Raw genomic sequence first — 14,165 nt, 5'->3', positions numbered from 1 at the left:
TCACTCCACCAGGAGAATGCCCTCAGCATGGATACCAGGGTCGCCCTCGGCCTCGAACAGGAAGCCGCCCCCCAGCACCTCGCCGTTGTTGCCGGTGAAGCCCGTCGCGATATCACCGATCACGCCATGAGTTGAAGGGCTGACATACACACTGCTTGTCTGCTCCACCGTCAGGTCCGCAATCGAGCCTCTGAGCTGGCCGCTGAGGTCGATCTGCCAGAACTCGGAGCCATTGCCGATCTGCAGACTGCCATTGGTCAGGGCGCCGGTGTCGAAGTTCACATCGAGTGTAAAGGTCACATCAGCGGCAGTGATCTGTCCACCGCTGCCGCCGCCCTGCACGGCGATGAGATTGTTGTAGGTGACAATGCCGGTACGCGCATCGAGCACACCCGGATCGGTCGGCAGCAGGGTGGCCCAGAAGAAGGGGCGGTTGCTGGTACGGGTCACACTGGGATCGGTGGCATCGGTCTGGATGATCACCGGGTCGGGATTGCCGTTCCACACGCCCCAGTACACGGTGTGATTGCTGTCGACGGTGTGACTGCCGAGCGCGTCCAGTGTCGCGCTGCCCTGTCGGAACACTTCCAGGATGGGCGCATCGGCATACTCGGAGTCAAACGGCGCATAGCCGTTGTCGGTGATCACCGGAGAACCGGCGGGATCCACGATTGCCCGCCCGCCGCGGATGCCCTGTTGAGCCGTATTCGCCTCCAGGATGATGCCGAGATGATTGCCGTTGATCAGCTTGTCCCATTCCGCATCCGATAACCGGGCGTCCTGACTGGTGATATCGCTGACGGAATCCACCGGCTGGCTGACGGTGAAGGTGGCATCCAGAGTGGTGTCGGTGGTGCTGGTCAGGCGGGTGTCCGTGGCGGTCGTGTCCAGACTGTCACCGGTAGCGGTATCCAGGCTGACACCATCATCCGGCGACTCCGACATGCTGGTCTCCCGCGTGTCATCGTCCTGCGAGGAGGTCTGCGTGTCCAAGGTCGTGGTGGTGCCATCACCTGCGTCGGTTTCGGCGTCGGTCTCCGCAGTGGCAGCGGTTGACTCCGCGTCACCATCTTCCTCGCCCGACGTCGTGGTCTCGTTACCGCCTGCCTCAGCCTCCGTCGCCCCATCGCTTTCGGATTGACCCTCTTCCTGCTGCTGCTCGCTCACTTCTTCGGCATCTGCAGGCGCCTGCGGCGGCGTGTCCAGGCCCGGCGGTGGCTGCAACCGACCCCGTGGCGGCTGATTCCGACCGGTGACGGTGGCAAAGCTATAATTGGCATTCTGCCCCAGATCCATTTCGCCGCCTTCATTGCGGACCCGGATGCCGCCCTGCCACACGCCGACGGCCAGTCCGTCTCCCAGGACCACTTCATAGTGGGTGCCGCGCACGCCGATGGTCGCCACCGGCGTATCGACCCGGTAGCTGTCCGGGTCCTGCTTGCCGACCGCGCCGGTGATGGTGCGGAAGCCGCCCTTGATCAGGGTGGAAATACTCTCGTCGCCCTCACCCCCATCGGACTCGTAGCGGTAGCGGTCAACCCGGAATTCGGTGTCCGGCCTGAGTGCGACCAGGGCACCGTCACTGAAGCGCAACTGGGCCGTGGCATCGGTACCGGTAACCAGGGTCTCGCCGGCATAGAAGGGCGAGCGCCGCCGCAGCGCACGCGGCTCGCCCGCGGCTGAGATGGCCTGCACCTCGCCCCGGGCGATGATCACATGGCCGGCCGGCGCCGGGGCGGCCTGCACTGCCGCCAATCCACACAGCAGGCACAGACCGAGCAGCAGCCCCGGAAGCGTAAAAGATGAACGCGCGATCGCTTGCATGTCACACCTCGATCATTCGAATCGCCAGGTCACGCCCGCAAAGGCCTGCTTGCGGGTGTACTGGTACAGGGAGATATTGGAATCGTTGCGGGTATAGGCCAGCTCCACCCGCCACAGCCAGGCATCGGCGGGCGTCCAGGCCCAGCCGAGGCGGGCCTCGGCGAAATCGTCCCTGCGGGTGCGGGCGAAGACCGGGTCCGTGGCAGCATGCTCGCTCCACTGCGCCGCCAGCGAGAAATAGGGGGTGTGGTGCGGAGCAAGCCTCCACTGACTGCCGAGACGCAGCCCGAGGTACTGCTTGCCGTTGTGCTCACCGATGGAATCCCGGGTGTCCTCGTCGCCGAAATAGGCGCTGGTCGAAACCTGCACATCCGGCTGATGAAAACGGTGGGTCCAGCCGGCACCGCCCAGTGCCAGCCTGGCGTTGCGCGCTGCATTGTCGGGATAGCGCAGACTGCCGTACTGGCCGAACAGCTGCAGCTGGTCGTTCCGGTCCAGGTCCCGGCTCCAGTCGAAACCCACACTGCCCAGCCGCCGGTATTTGCTGTTGTCCAGGTACAGGAACTGGTAATTGAGCGGCAGACGCAGCCTCCCCCCGGCAAAAGCGACCATGGGACCGGCACTGAGCGTGACCGAGCGCAGGTCATAGGCCTGGGTCTCGAGGTTTTCGCGATCCTTGTAGGTCAGTTCGGCGAACAGGGCATGACGACGGGTGAAGGGATGAAGCACGGACAGGCCGGCGTTCTTCTCCACGAATTCGTCGCTGCGATCCAGGCTGGCGCCGTTCAGGGTGAAGGTCCCGAGCGCCGGAATCTCCAAGGTGTCGTCCGAGGTGGCGCTGTTGACATTGCTGTCGGCGCCGGCGCGCAGTTCCAGGTAGCCGGTGATCCGGGTCGACAGGCTCCCCTCCCGGCGTTCGATGGCGTCGAGGAAGGTCCGGACGTTCTCGCGCACCCGCTGCGGCGGATCGATGGCCAGCACACGTTCGAATTCGGTCCTTGCCACGGTGAAATTGCCGGCCAGATAGTGGGCCCGGGCCAGCTCCACCCGCGCCCGGTGATTGCGCGGTTCCAGCGCCACCACCCGTTCGAAGGCGAACACGGCATGCTCGGGATGACCGGAGCGGACGGCCGCCAGGCCGTAGAGCATATCGAATTCCGGCTCACCGGCCCGTGCAGGCGCCAGTGCGCGGGCCTGCTCCCAGGCGCCCTCGGCATCGCCGTTGCGCAGCAGGCCGGCGATCCCATCCGGTTCCGCCGCTCCGACCGGCAGGCAGAGCAGCAGCAGAGAGTTCACAAACAGACGCAGGCCGCGACAGCGGCGGGATGGTCTTTCCAAGGTACGACTCCGGCTGATTCAGTGATAACGCCACGTCACGGATTTGACGTTTCGGCATCTGCAGAAGGGGGAAATGCAAGGGTTGTGCCTGATGGAGGTGCTGAGGCAGAGATCTGGACGGAGGATTTTTCCGGCCCTGGTACCTGGAACCTAGCCCCTGCTTTCGTATAGCAGCGGCACCCGGGCGGTCACGGCGCAGACCAGTTCGTAGGGAATGGTCCCGGCCTGGCGGGCAATGCGCTCGACCGGCAGCCCCTCGCCCCACAGGGTCACCCGGCTGCCGACCCGGGCCTCGGGCAGGCCGCGCAGGTCGAGGATGAGCATGTCCATGGAGACGCGCCCGATGAGCTGCGCGGGCCGGCCGTCGACCAGTACCGGGGTACCGGCGGGCGCGTGCCGCGGGTAGCCGTCACCGTAGCCGATGGCGGCCACGCCAATCGGCATGGACTCCGGACAGACCCAGACCCCGCCATAGCCGACGGCATCGCCGGCCGCGCAGTCCCGGATGGCGATGAGCTCTGTTTCCAGGGTCATGGCCGGGGTCAGTCCGTGGTCCGCCGCGAGACTGTCGACGAAGGGCGAGATGCCGTAGAGCATCAACCCGGGCCGGACCCAGTCGGCGTGGGCCTCCGGCCAGCCCAGCAGGGCCGCCGAATTGGCCAGGCTGTGCTCGCCAACCGCTCCCGGGCCGAGCGCGGCGAAGGCGTCGAGCTGGCGTTGCGTGGCGGGATCAGTGCGGTCGTCGGCACAGGCGAAGTGGGTCATCAGCCCGGCCAGTTCGACGCCGGTGATGGATTGCAGCCGCGCCTGCACAGCAGCCAGCTCGGCCGGCGCGAAGCCAAGCCGATGCATGCCGGTATCCAGCTTGATCCAGACCCGCACCGGGCCGGCCAATGCGGCCGTGGCCAGGGCTTCGACCTGGTGTGTGGCATGCACCACCAGATTCAGACCGTGCCGGATGACCTCATCCAGTTCAGCGGCATGAAAGAACCCCTCTAACAGGACAATGGGCTTCTGAATACCGGCCTGACGCAGGAGCAGCGCCTCCTCCACCCCGGCCACACCGAAGGCGTCGGCGGCCTCCAGTGCGCGGGCCACCGGCACCAGGCCGTGGCCATAGGCATTAGCCTTGACCACGGCCAGGATGCGGCTGTGCGGGGCGGTGCGGCGGGCGAGCTGGAGATTGGACCGCAGCGCGTCGACATCGACGCGGGCGCGGACGGGACGGGTCATGCAAAATCCCCGGCGCCGTAATCGTCCATGGTGAAGTTCTCGAAGCGGGTGTACTGGCCGAGGAAGGTCAGACGGCGGGTGCCGATGGGACCGTTACGCTGCTTGCCGACGATGATCTCGGCGGTGCCCTTGTCCGGACTGTCCTCGTTGTAGACCTCGTCGCGGTAGATGAACACGATCATGTCCGCGTCCTGCTCGATGGCGCCGGACTCGCGCAGGTCCGACATCACCGGGCGCTTGTTGGGGCGCTGCTCCAGACTGCGGTTGAGCTGCGACAGGGTCACCACGGGCACGTGCAGCTCCTTGGCCAGGGCCTTGAGCGAGCGCGAGATCTCGGAGATCTCGCTGGCCCGGTTGTCGGACCGGCTGGAGGACTGCATCAGCTGCAGGTAGTCGATCACGATCAGGCCCAGGTCGTGTTCACGCTTCAGCCGCCGGGCCCGGGCCCGCAGGTCGTTGGGGCTGAGCGCCGGGGTGTCGTCGATGAACAGGGGTGCATCGGCCAGGATGCTCACCGCGGAGGTCAACCGCGGCCAGTCCTCGTCCTCGAGCTTGCCGGTGCGTACCTTGTGCTGGTCGATGCGCCCCAGCGAGGACATCATGCGCATGGCCAGCTGCTCGCCCGGCATCTCCATACTGAACACGGCCACCGGCGTCTTGTTCTTGATGGCGGCGTGCTCGACGATGTTCATGGCGAAGGTGGTCTTGCCCATGGAGGGGCGGCCGGCGACGATGATCAGGTCCGAGGGCTGCAGCCCGGCGGTCATCTCGTCGAAGTCATTGAAGCCGGTCGGCACGCCGGTGATGGGATTGTCGAGCTGGAACAGATAGTCGATGCGGTCGACCGTCTTGGTGAGCAGATCCTTGATGGCGGTGAAGCCGCTGCGGCCGCGCTTGCCCTGCTCGGCGATGGTGAACACCTTCTGCTCGGCGTGATCGAGCAGTTCCTGGGCATTGCGCCCTTCCGGGAAGTAGGCGCTGTTGGCCACATCGGTGCCGACCTGCACCAGCTGGCGCAGTATGGAGTGCTCGCGCACGATGTCGGCATAGGCGGTGATATTGGCCGCGTTCGGGGTATTGCGGGCCAGCTCCCCCAGATAGCCCATGCCGCCGGCATCGTCGAGCTGGCTGGCGTTCTCCAGCCACTGGCCGAGCGTGACCACATCCAGCGGCTTGCTGTGCTCGGCCAGGCCGGTGATGGCGCGGAAGATCAGGCGGTGATCACGGCGGTAGAAATCATCCTCGGAGACCCGGTCAACGACCCGGTCCCAGGCCTCGTTGTCGAGCATCAGGCCACCGAGGACCGACTGCTCGGCGGGGATGGAATGCGGCGGAACCTTCAGCGCCTCGGTCTCAGGGGACAGGGCGGTATCGGCCGTGGAAAGGGTATCGGGCATGAGTGTGATTATATCCTGCGGCAGCGTGTCCGGGACTGCCTGCCAGCATACAAAGCCCCCCGGCCACGGACAAGCCGCCGCGGCCGGGGGTTGGCATGAAGTGCAACAGCCCTGATGGATATCAGGGGGTTGGCCTTACTCGGCGACGATCACCAGCTTGATGGTGGCTTCCACGTCGGCATGCAGGCGCAGCTGAACCTCGTACTCGCCGAGCTGGCGGAAGGCCCCCTCGGGCAGCAGCACTTCCTGGCGCTCGATCTCGTGACCGGCCGCGTTCAGGCCCTCGGCGATATCGGCGGTGCCGACCGAGCCGAACATCTTGCCTTCATCACCGGCCTTGGCGGTCAGGGTCAGCTCGAAGCCTTCCAGCTTCCCGGCCCGGGTCTGGGCCGCGGCCAGTGCCTCGGCGGCCTGGCGTTCCAGCTCGGCCCGACGCTGCTCGAACTTCTCGATGTTCTCCGGGGTGGCCGGAGTGGCCTTGCCCTGCGGGATCAGGTAATTGCGGCCATAGCCGGGCTTGACCCGGACCTGGTCGCCCAGGGCGCCCAGATTGGCCACCTTTTCCAGAAGAATCACTTCCATGACACGCACCTCACACTCTAATCATTGCCGCCGCCCTCATGCCGGGGGCGTGGCGACGCGTTGACGAAAATCGAGCCAGTTGTCCGCCAGTCCGGTCAGCGCCAGGACCAGGCCACTGTAGGGCTGGACGAACACCAGCAGCACATACATGGCGATCAGCCAGCCGCGGGCCTTGCCCAGACGGTTGACGATGCCGTGGGCCACGGCGATGCCCTGCAACAGGCAGCCCGCGGCCAGTATCCAGACCAGCTGACCGGCCAGTTCGCCCAGTACGCCCTCGGTGGCGGCGGCGATCAGTACCATGGCCACGGTCAGCAGAGCGGTCGAGTTTCCCAGCCGGAGCTCCCGGAACTCCTTGCCGAAGCCGCCGGGATTGTACAGCTGCGACTGCCAGGCCCGGGCCAGCACGAGGCTGAGGGTGACGCCGATGCTCAGCGCGGTGGCGATCAACGCCGGCATCCAGCCCGCGATCCGGCCCAGCATGGCCTCCAGATCCTGGCCGCCGGAAGCCTGCATCCGCTCCACGACCGGCCGCAGCTGCGCCTCCCACCACTGCCCGGGATCGCCCAGCAGCAGGTACTGCAGCAGCACGAGGGCGGCACCCAGGCCCAGGATCGCCTGGACCGCGCGCCGCCAGGACACCGTCAGCCGCAGCACCATGGCCACCAGCCACAGCGGCAGCCACTGGATCAGTCCGGTCAGGGCCAGCACTGCCGGGGCATCGTTCAGCGTCAGACCCAGCAGGCTCATGCCGGCCAGCCCGCCGGCCAGCACGATACCACCCTCCCCCGCTCCGCGACGCAGGGTCACCAGACCCAGCGCCCCGCCGCCCACATAGGCCAGCGGCGAGGTCAGCGGCGGCAGCAGCAGGGCGGCAAACGAACTCGCCACCAGCACCGCGATCGCGGCCAGGCGGCCGCGCATGACATAGTTGGCCAGTGCCAGCATTCAATCCACCGGCGCTGCGGTCCGACCGGGCGGCCGACGCCGTGCAGGACTCAGTGCGAGTCGCTGTAGGGCAACAGGGCCAGGTAGCGCGCGCGCTTGATGGCGGTGGCCAGCTGACGCTGATACCGGGCACTGGTGCCCGTGATCCGGCTGGGAACGATCTTGCCGGTCTCAGTGATGTAGTTCTTCAGCGTGCCGAGATCCTTGTAGTCGATCTCCTTCACGCCCTCGGCCGTGAACCGGCAGAATTTCCTGCGACGAAAAAAACGTGCCATTGATGTCTTCCTCTTCAGTCTCCGGACCCTTCCAGGCCCGTATATTCGATATGTTCCGCATGTATGACCAGGCGCTGGTCACCGCTGCGCGAATCGGCGCGGCTGAGAAAGCCGCTGACCCGTACTCCGTCATCCCGTTCCAGACGACCGGCCTGTTCGGCCAGTCCGGTGCCGGCGGCAATCACGGCGATCCGGAGCCGGCTCTGCCGGCGCATGCCGGCCTGGGTCTGTTCCGAGTAGTGGTCGAGCACGAAACGCGCGATGGGGATACCGGCAGGCGACTGGCGCAGCTGCGCGGCACGGCTGACCCGGCCCTCGATCAGTACCTGATTGCGGGCCATGCGCGTGTTCCCGCGCCCGCCCGATCAGGCCGCGTCTTCGCTGCCCTGCTGCTCCGAGGAGCCGCCGCTTTTGGCCTCGCCCTCGTCGCTGTCCTTGTCATCCTTGCGCGCCAGCGGCGAGGCCTCGGTCACGGCCTCATCCCTGGCGATCACCAGACTGCGCAACACGGCGTCGTTGAAGCGGAAGGCGCTGTTGAGTTCGTCCAGCACGTCCTGGCCGCACTCGATGTTCATGAGCACGTAGTGGGCCTTGTGGAGCTTCTGGATGGGATAGGCCAGCTGCCGGCGGCCCCAGTCCTCGAGCCGATGGATACTGCCGCCGCCGTTCTCGATCGTGGCGCGGTAGCGCTCGACCATGGCATTGACCTGCTCGCTCTGGTCCGGATGGACCAGAAACACGATTTCATAATGTCGCATTGTATACCCCTTGCGGATTGAGCAGCCGCCCGGACCATCCGGTGCGGCAAGGGAGTTCCGGGCCGTCACAGCGGTCCGAAAGGCGATGCATTCTACGCGCAGGCGCCCGTCTGATCAATCCTTCAGGGCCTGTTAACACTCATCCAATCGCCTCTGTTGTGCCTGAAAAAAGTGCCAATCGAGGCGCGAGGAGCGCAGTTTGGTGATTCCAAATAAGCGACGAGCAACGATGAGTGGCGCTTTTTCAGGCGCAACCCGCTGGGCTGGGGCTGATTTTCCGCCCAGCTACGTTATCATTCGCTCATGTAGAATGACTACACCTCGCTCATTCTGCCTTGCTGGACGGAAAATCAGCCCCAGCAGAGGCGATTGGATGAGTGTTAACAGGCCCTTGTGGCCAGCCGCTGCCGCCGGGTCTCGAACAGCACCACCCCGGTGGCCACCGAGACATTCAGGCTCTCGACCGTCCCCCCCATCGGGATCCGCACCAGCACGTCACAGTGCTCCCGGGTCAGACGCCGCAGCCCCTTGCCCTCGGCGCCCAGCACCCAGGCGATGCGGCCCTCAAGCCTCTGTTCGTACAGGCTCTGTTCCGCCTCTCCCGCGGCGCCGTAAAGCCAGAAACCGGCTGCCTTGAGCCGCTTCAGCACACGGGCCAGGTTGGTCACGGCGAATACCGGCAGCGCCTCCGCCGCCCCCGAGGCCACCTTGCGCGCCACCGGGGTCAGACCGGCGGACTTGTCCCGGGGCAGGATCACGGCATCGGCGCCGGCGGCATCCGCGCTGCGCAGGCAGGCCCCGAGGTTGTGCGGGTCCTGCACCCCGTCCAGCACCAGCAGCAGGGCCTGCGGTCCCAGGCCTTCGGTCAGATCCTGCAGTCCGGCCTCGTCGCCCGGCGGGAGCGGCAGCACCTCGGCCACCACACCCTGGTGGCGCGACTCCGGGACGAGCCGGTCCAGGGTCGCGCGCGGCACCCGCTGCGGCTTGACCCCGGCCTGTTCGGCACCGGCCGCCAGGGCCTGCAGACGGGCGTCCTCGCGCCCCTCCTGCAGCCACAGCTGGCGCACCCGCTCAGGCGAGCGTGTCAGCCAGGACTCGACGGCGTGGATGCCGTGGATGTGTTCGGATTTGGCCATGAGATGTTAGTGAAGAGTGAAGAGTGAAGAGTGAAGAGTGAGGAGTGAGGAGTGAGGAGTGACAACAGCGTAGGCCGGAATAAGGGCCGCCAGGCCCATTTCCGGCAGCGACCAGGTGTGCCGGGAACGCTGCGCTTATCCCGGCCTACTCGCTGATCATATCTTCCCTATTCTACCGCCATTCCCGAACATCCTCCGTCATCCCGGCGCAGGCCGGGATCCAGTGACCGCAGCGGGTTATGGATCCCCGCCTGCGCGGGGATGACGCACAGGAGAAGGAAGTCTTCCTCACCCTCACTCCTCGCTCCTGATTCCTTACTGCCAGCTGGACGGTCCGGCCGGGGCCTCGTAGGCCTCCTGTTCCCGGCCCTCGACGATCGGCTTGACGTAGAGCTCGACCCGGCGATTGAGCTGACGTCCGGCGGCGGTATCGTTGGTGGCGCGCGGCTCACGCTCGCCGCGGCCCTCGGCGCGCAGGCGTTCACGCAAGACACCGCGGGAGGCGAAATATTCGGTCACGCTGCGGGCACGGCGCTCGGACAGACGCTGGTTGTATTCCTCGGCGCCGACGCTGTCGGTGTGGCCGACCACGTGCACCACGGTGCGCTCGTAGCGCTGCAGGATATCGGCAACCTTATCCAGGGTGGGCCGGAAACTGGGCTTGAGCTCGGCGCTGTCGAAGTCGAAGGAGACCTCGCTGGCGATGTCGATCTTGAGGCTTTCGTCCTCCATGCGCTGGATTTCGATCTCGTGCTGGCGCTGCTCCTCGGCCAGGGCGCTCTCGAATTCCTGCTGCTGCTTGTCCATGTAGTTGCCGACCACGCCGCCGGCGACCGCGCCGGCCACACCGCCGATGACTGCGCCCTTTTCATCATTGATCTGATGCCCGAGAACGGCGCCGGCAATGGCACCGATGGCCGCACCGGTCTTGGCTCTGCGGTTGGGATCATCCGCAGCACAGCCCGCCAGGGCGATGGCCACGGCCAGGGGAAGCACTTTCTGCATCATGATGTCGACCTCTTCTTGTTGCGTTGCGAGGCGTGGCCGCTGCCGCGGCCACCGCGTTTCCTGCCGCCCCGGCGGCGTTTGCGTTTCTTCTCCTCGGCAGCCGGGGCACTGCTGTTTTCGGCCGGCGTGTCGGCATGGGCCTCGGCCAGTTCGAAGTCTATCTTACGCTCGTCAAGATCCACCCGCACCACCTTGACCCGGATGGCATCCCCGAGGCGGTAGATCTTGTGTGTGCGCTCGCCGATCAGGCGATGGCCGTGGGCCTCGAAATGATAGTAGTCGTTTTTCAGGGCGGTGATGTGCACCAGGCCTTCGACGAAGATATCGCGCAGCTCCACGAAAATCCCGAACGAGGTCACACTGCTTATGATGCCGTCGTAGACCTCGCCCACCTTGTCCATCATGTACTCGCACTTGAGCCAGTCCTCGGCGTCGCGGGTAGCCTCGTCGGCGCGCCGTTCGGTCATCGAGCACTGCTCGCCGAGCTTCTGCATGTCGGCGTGCGAATAAGCGAAGGCCTGGGCCTTCTTGCGCTTGCTGTTGCGCAGCACATGACGGATGGCTCGGTGCACCAGCAGATCGGGGTAACGCCGGATCGGCGAGGTGAAGTGCGCGTATTGATCCAGCGCCAGACCGAAGTGGCCGGCATTGTCGGGGGTATAGACCGCCTGCGACATGGAACGCAGCAGCACCGTCTGGATCAGGTGCGCATCCGGCCGGTCCTGGATGCTTTCCAGCAGTCGGGCATAGTCCTTGGCCTGCGGCTTGTCGCCGCCCTTGAGTTTCAGCCCGAGTTCGCCCAGGAAGGTGTGCAGGTCCTCGATCTTTTCACTCTTGGGGCCATCGTGTACCCGGTACAGGGCGGGCATTTTGTGACGCGACAGGAACCGGGCGGCGGCCACGTTGGCCGAGATCATGCACTCCTCGATCAGCTTGTGGGCGTCGTTACGCTCCACCGGTATGATGCGGTCGATCTTGCGCTCGGCCCCGAACACGATTCGGGTCTCGGTGGTGTCGAAGTCGATGGCGCCGCGCTTGAGCCTGGCCTTGCGCAGCACATGATAAAGCCGGTGCAGTTCCTCCACGTGCGGAACCACATGCTCGTAACGCTTGCGCGTGGACTGGTCGCGCTCGAGCAGCATGGCGGCGACCTCGTCATAGGTCAGGCGGGCATGCGAGCGCATCAGCCCCTCGAAGAAACGCGAACGCAGGATCTTGCCTTCCTGGTTGATGTACATGTCGGCGACCATGCACAGACGGTCCACGCCGGGATTGATCGAACACAGGCCGTTGGACAGCACCTCGGGCAGCATCGGTATGACGCGTTCGGGAAAATACACCGAGTTGCCGCGGTTGATGGCCTCCTGGTCCAGCGCCGTACCCGGCTGCACATAATGGGCGACATCGGCGATGGCCACCAGCAGCCGCCAGCCCTTGGGCTTGGGCTCGCAGTAGACGGCATCGTCGAAATCACGCGAGTCGGCACCGTCGATGGTCACCAGTGGCAGCTCGCGCAGGTCCTCGCGGCCGCGTTTGGCCGCCGGTGTGACCTTCTCGCCGAGGCCGGAGATCTCCTCGTCCACCACCTCGGGCCATTCGCAGGGCAGCTCGTAGCTGCGCGCCGAGACATCGATCTCCATGCCCGGCGCCATATGATCGCCCAGCACCTCGACCACACGGCCGATCGGGGGATTGCGCAGGGTGGGCTGTTCCAGGATATCGGCGACGACGATCTGGCCCGGCTGCGCCTCACCGACCTCTTCACCGGGAATGACCAGATTGTGGACGATGCGCTTGTTGTCCGGGACCACGAAGGTGGCACCGGCTTCGCGGAAGAAACGCCCCACCACCCGGTGGGTGTTGCGTTCCAGCACCTCCACCACCGCGCCCTCGCGCCGACCGCGGCGATCCTCACCGACCACGCGGGCCACCAGCCGGTCGCCGTGAAAGACCCGGCGCATCTCGCGCGCCGAGAGAAACAGGTCATTGCCGCCCTCGTCGGGGATCAGGAAACCGAAACCATCGGGATGGGCCGTGACCCGCCCGCGCACCAGGTCCTGCTTGCCGACCGGGACATAGCCGCCGCGGCGGTTGCGCAGCAGCGAGCCGTCGCGCTCCATCGCCTTGAGCCGGCGCCGGACGGCCTCGCGATCATCCTCCTCCTGCATGTCGAGCTTGTCGGCCAGTTCCTGCCAGGTGGTCGGCACGCCCAGATCCTTGATGCATTGCAGCAGGAATTCACGGCTGGGAACGGGGTGACCGTACTTGGCCTTTTCGCGGGCGTAATGCGGGTCCTGACGCCGCCAGTCGATCTTGCCGGCGGTCTTTTTTCTGCGTTTCTGAGTCATATATCCTCGTGTGTCGAAGTCCGTCGAGGCGCATTGACAAGGCTGCGCCCGGCGGGTAAAGTGCGCGGCTTCTGAGCGGGCTCGCCCGCTTGGCCGAGGTGGCGGAATTGGTAGACGCGCTAGCTTCAGGTGCTAGTGGGGGTAACCCCGTGGAGGTTCAAGTCCTCTCCTCGGCACCAAATCATCGCACCATAGCAGACGGCTGTGGTAAGCACAACTAGTTGTTCCAAAAGTGTTTTTTAACGGGGCGGACGCGCAAGCGATCCGCCCCGTTGTCGTTTCACTCACCGCCGAACGCGGCCGCCTCCAGCTCCAGGAAGATGCGATAGGCATTGCCCCGGTTACTGGCATCGAAGGCCGGCAGGTGTTCGTAGTCTGACCAGTCGGTCTGGGCATAGGCCTCGTCGAAGGTCATGAAGTCAGCCACCGCCTTGCGCATCGCCTCGCGCACATAGCGGATGTAGTCGCGGGTAGCACGTACCGCCTGTTCGGGATTGGAGGAGGCATCACCGTGACCGGGAATGATGAAGCGCGGCGCCGGCTCCAGTGAGGTGAGATAGTCCAGTCCCTCCAGCCAGCGGGCACTATCGGTCTGGGGACTGTCCAGGAACGGCACCCGGCCCTGGTAGATGACATCGCCACTGAACAGCACCCCGTGATCCTCGACCAGCATGATGCTGTCACCCGGCGCGTGGCTCGGGCCCAGGTGCCGGACCAGGAAGTCCACGCCGCCGACCTCGAAGCGCAGTTCCTTTTCGAAGGTATGGTCGGGCGCGACGATATGGGTGCGCTCGTCCACCCAGGGGAACAGGGCCTCGCGGCGCTGCGCCAGCCGCCGTTCGGCATCCTCGCCCTGGCTGGCGCTGGAACCACCGACATAGCCCAGGGCCAGTTGCTGCGCCCACACCGGCGGATCACCGGCATGCTCCTCGAAGGCCTGCAGGCCGTAGATATGGTCGGCATGGTAGTGACTGACGATGATGCGTTCGATCGGCTGATCGGTGACTTCGCGAATGCGCTGCAGCATGCGGTAGCCCAACGCCGGGGTGCCGAGGGCGTCGAAGACAACCACGCCGGCATCGGTGACCACGAAACCGGCATTGGAGGTATGTCCCTCGTTCTCCGCGCCCGGCACCCCCGACAATCCGATCAGGTAATAGACCGGCGCCCCGGGCACCTGATGCAGTTCCATGGGCAGGCTGACCTCGCCGTAGGGCGTAGCCACCGGCTCGGCGGCTGTCGGCAGGGCGACCTGGGTCAGGCACAGCCCCAGCAGCAGGGTACGCAGCAGGCGGATCATGATCTGTCTCTCTCCTTC

13 protein-coding genes and 1 tRNA gene are annotated in these 14,165 nt (G+C 65.7%); 1 reads left to right on the top strand and 13 read right to left on the bottom strand.

The window, feature by feature from the left end:
• The 12 genes from D6C00_RS12550 to rnr all read right to left on the bottom strand — a co-directional run bounded on the left by D6C00_RS12550 (window position 1) and on the right by rnr (window position 12,847).
• Window positions 1–1,824, bottom strand: coding sequence for a FecR family protein (locus D6C00_RS12550; RefSeq protein WP_125182016.1), 1,824 nt, complete (start codon window positions 1,822–1,824; stop codon window positions 1–3).
• A gap of 12 nt (window positions 1,825–1,836) precedes the next feature.
• Window positions 1,837–3,162: a tetratricopeptide repeat protein gene (locus tag D6C00_RS12545; protein ID WP_125182015.1), complete on the bottom strand. Its 1,326-nt coding sequence runs from the start codon at window positions 3,160–3,162 to the stop codon at window positions 1,837–1,839.
• Between the two features lie 150 nt (window positions 3,163–3,312).
• Complete coding sequence (gene alr / locus D6C00_RS12540; RefSeq protein ID WP_125182014.1) at window positions 3,313–4,395, bottom strand: alanine racemase; 1,083 nt, start codon at window positions 4,393–4,395, stop codon at window positions 3,313–3,315.
• Window positions 4,392–5,792, bottom strand: coding sequence for a replicative DNA helicase (gene dnaB, locus D6C00_RS12535; RefSeq protein WP_125182013.1), 1,401 nt, complete (start codon window positions 5,790–5,792; stop codon window positions 4,392–4,394). The genes alr and dnaB overlap by 4 nt, the downstream gene beginning before the upstream one ends.
• Window positions 5,793–5,927: 135 nt before the next feature.
• The gene (gene rplI / locus D6C00_RS12530; RefSeq protein ID WP_125182012.1) at window positions 5,928–6,374 is read right to left on the bottom strand and encodes a 50S ribosomal protein L9; all 447 of its coding nucleotides are present in this window, start codon (window positions 6,372–6,374) and stop codon (window positions 5,928–5,930) included.
• Between the two features lie 36 nt (window positions 6,375–6,410).
• The gene (locus D6C00_RS12525; protein ID WP_125182011.1) at window positions 6,411–7,322 is read right to left on the bottom strand and encodes a DUF2232 domain-containing protein; all 912 of its coding nucleotides are present in this window, start codon (window positions 7,320–7,322) and stop codon (window positions 6,411–6,413) included.
• A 50-nt stretch (window positions 7,323–7,372) separates the two neighbouring features.
• Window positions 7,373–7,597: a 30S ribosomal protein S18 gene (rpsR, locus tag D6C00_RS12520; RefSeq protein WP_096366907.1), complete on the bottom strand. Its 225-nt coding sequence runs from the start codon at window positions 7,595–7,597 to the stop codon at window positions 7,373–7,375.
• A gap of 14 nt (window positions 7,598–7,611) precedes the next feature.
• On the bottom strand, window positions 7,612–7,938 hold the full coding sequence (gene priB, locus D6C00_RS12515; protein ID WP_125182010.1) for a primosomal replication protein N: 327 nt from the start codon (window positions 7,936–7,938) through the stop codon (window positions 7,612–7,614).
• A gap of 24 nt (window positions 7,939–7,962) precedes the next feature.
• Window positions 7,963–8,355 carry a 30S ribosomal protein S6 gene (rpsF, locus tag D6C00_RS12510; protein WP_125182009.1) on the bottom strand — a complete coding sequence of 131 codons (393 nt, stop codon included), beginning with the start codon at window positions 8,353–8,355 and terminating at the stop codon, window positions 7,963–7,965.
• A gap of 380 nt (window positions 8,356–8,735) precedes the next feature.
• Complete coding sequence (gene rlmB / locus D6C00_RS12505; RefSeq protein WP_125182008.1) at window positions 8,736–9,491, bottom strand: 23S rRNA (guanosine(2251)-2'-O)-methyltransferase RlmB; 756 nt, start codon at window positions 9,489–9,491, stop codon at window positions 8,736–8,738.
• A gap of 315 nt (window positions 9,492–9,806) precedes the next feature.
• Window positions 9,807–10,496 carry an OmpA family protein gene (locus tag D6C00_RS12500; RefSeq protein WP_125182463.1) on the bottom strand — a complete coding sequence of 230 codons (690 nt, stop codon included), beginning with the start codon at window positions 10,494–10,496 and terminating at the stop codon, window positions 9,807–9,809.
• Window positions 10,496–12,847 (bottom strand): ribonuclease R, encoded by a 2,352-nt coding sequence (rnr, locus tag D6C00_RS12495; RefSeq protein ID WP_125182007.1) that lies wholly within the window; start codon window positions 12,845–12,847, stop codon window positions 10,496–10,498. Before rnr ends, D6C00_RS12500 begins: the two co-directional genes overlap by 1 nt.
• Window positions 12,848–12,939: 92 nt before the next feature.
• On the opposite strand from rnr, the gene D6C00_RS12490 reads away from it, so the two are divergent.
• Window positions 12,940–13,026: transfer RNA gene (locus D6C00_RS12490), tRNA-Leu, on the top strand.
• Between the two features lie 101 nt (window positions 13,027–13,127).
• Here the strand turns inward: D6C00_RS12490 and D6C00_RS12485 are convergent.
• A complete protein-coding gene (locus D6C00_RS12485) occupies window positions 13,128–14,039 on the bottom strand; it encodes an MBL fold metallo-hydrolase (protein WP_206609616.1) in 912 nt (303 codons plus the stop codon).
• Window positions 14,040–14,165 lie beyond the last annotated feature (126 nt).

The sequence above is a fragment of the Thiohalobacter thiocyanaticus genome, assembly GCF_003932505.1.
Classification (GTDB): domain Bacteria; phylum Pseudomonadota; class Gammaproteobacteria; order Thiohalobacterales; family Thiohalobacteraceae; genus Thiohalobacter; species Thiohalobacter thiocyanaticus.
The sequence above is the reverse complement of the archived record's forward strand: the minus strand, read 5'-3'. Positions and strand labels throughout refer to the sequence as shown.

What these genes read in the sequence shown, in the direction of transcription:
- D6C00_RS12550 (WP_125182016.1), bottom strand. Translation starts at nt 1,824, where the DNA reads ATGCAAGCGATCGCGCGTTCATCTTTTACGCTTCCGGGGCTGCTGCTC.
- alr (WP_125182014.1), bottom strand. Translation starts at nt 4,395, where the DNA reads ATGACCCGTCCCGTCCGCGCCCGCGTCGATGTCGACGCGCTGCGGTCC.
- dnaB (WP_125182013.1), bottom strand. Translation starts at nt 5,792, where the DNA reads ATGCCCGATACCCTTTCCACGGCCGATACCGCCCTGTCCCCTGAGACC.
- rplI (WP_125182012.1), bottom strand. Translation starts at nt 6,374, where the DNA reads ATGGAAGTGATTCTTCTGGAAAAGGTGGCCAATCTGGGCGCCCTGGGC.
- D6C00_RS12525 (WP_125182011.1), bottom strand. Translation starts at nt 7,322, where the DNA reads ATGCTGGCACTGGCCAACTATGTCATGCGCGGCCGCCTGGCCGCGATC.
- rpsR (WP_096366907.1), bottom strand. Translation starts at nt 7,597, where the DNA reads ATGGCACGTTTTTTTCGTCGCAGGAAATTCTGCCGGTTCACGGCCGAG.
- priB (WP_125182010.1), bottom strand. Translation starts at nt 7,938, where the DNA reads ATGGCCCGCAATCAGGTACTGATCGAGGGCCGGGTCAGCCGTGCCGCG.
- rpsF (WP_125182009.1), bottom strand. Translation starts at nt 8,355, where the DNA reads ATGCGACATTATGAAATCGTGTTTCTGGTCCATCCGGACCAGAGCGAG.
- rlmB (WP_125182008.1), bottom strand. Translation starts at nt 9,491, where the DNA reads ATGGCCAAATCCGAACACATCCACGGCATCCACGCCGTCGAGTCCTGG.
- D6C00_RS12500 (WP_125182463.1), bottom strand. Translation starts at nt 10,496, where the DNA reads ATGCAGAAAGTGCTTCCCCTGGCCGTGGCCATCGCCCTGGCGGGCTGT.
- rnr (WP_125182007.1), bottom strand. Translation starts at nt 12,847, where the DNA reads ATGACTCAGAAACGCAGAAAAAAGACCGCCGGCAAGATCGACTGGCGG.
- D6C00_RS12485 (WP_206609616.1), bottom strand. Translation starts at nt 14,039, where the DNA reads ATGGAACTGCATCAGGTGCCCGGGGCGCCGGTCTATTACCTGATCGGA.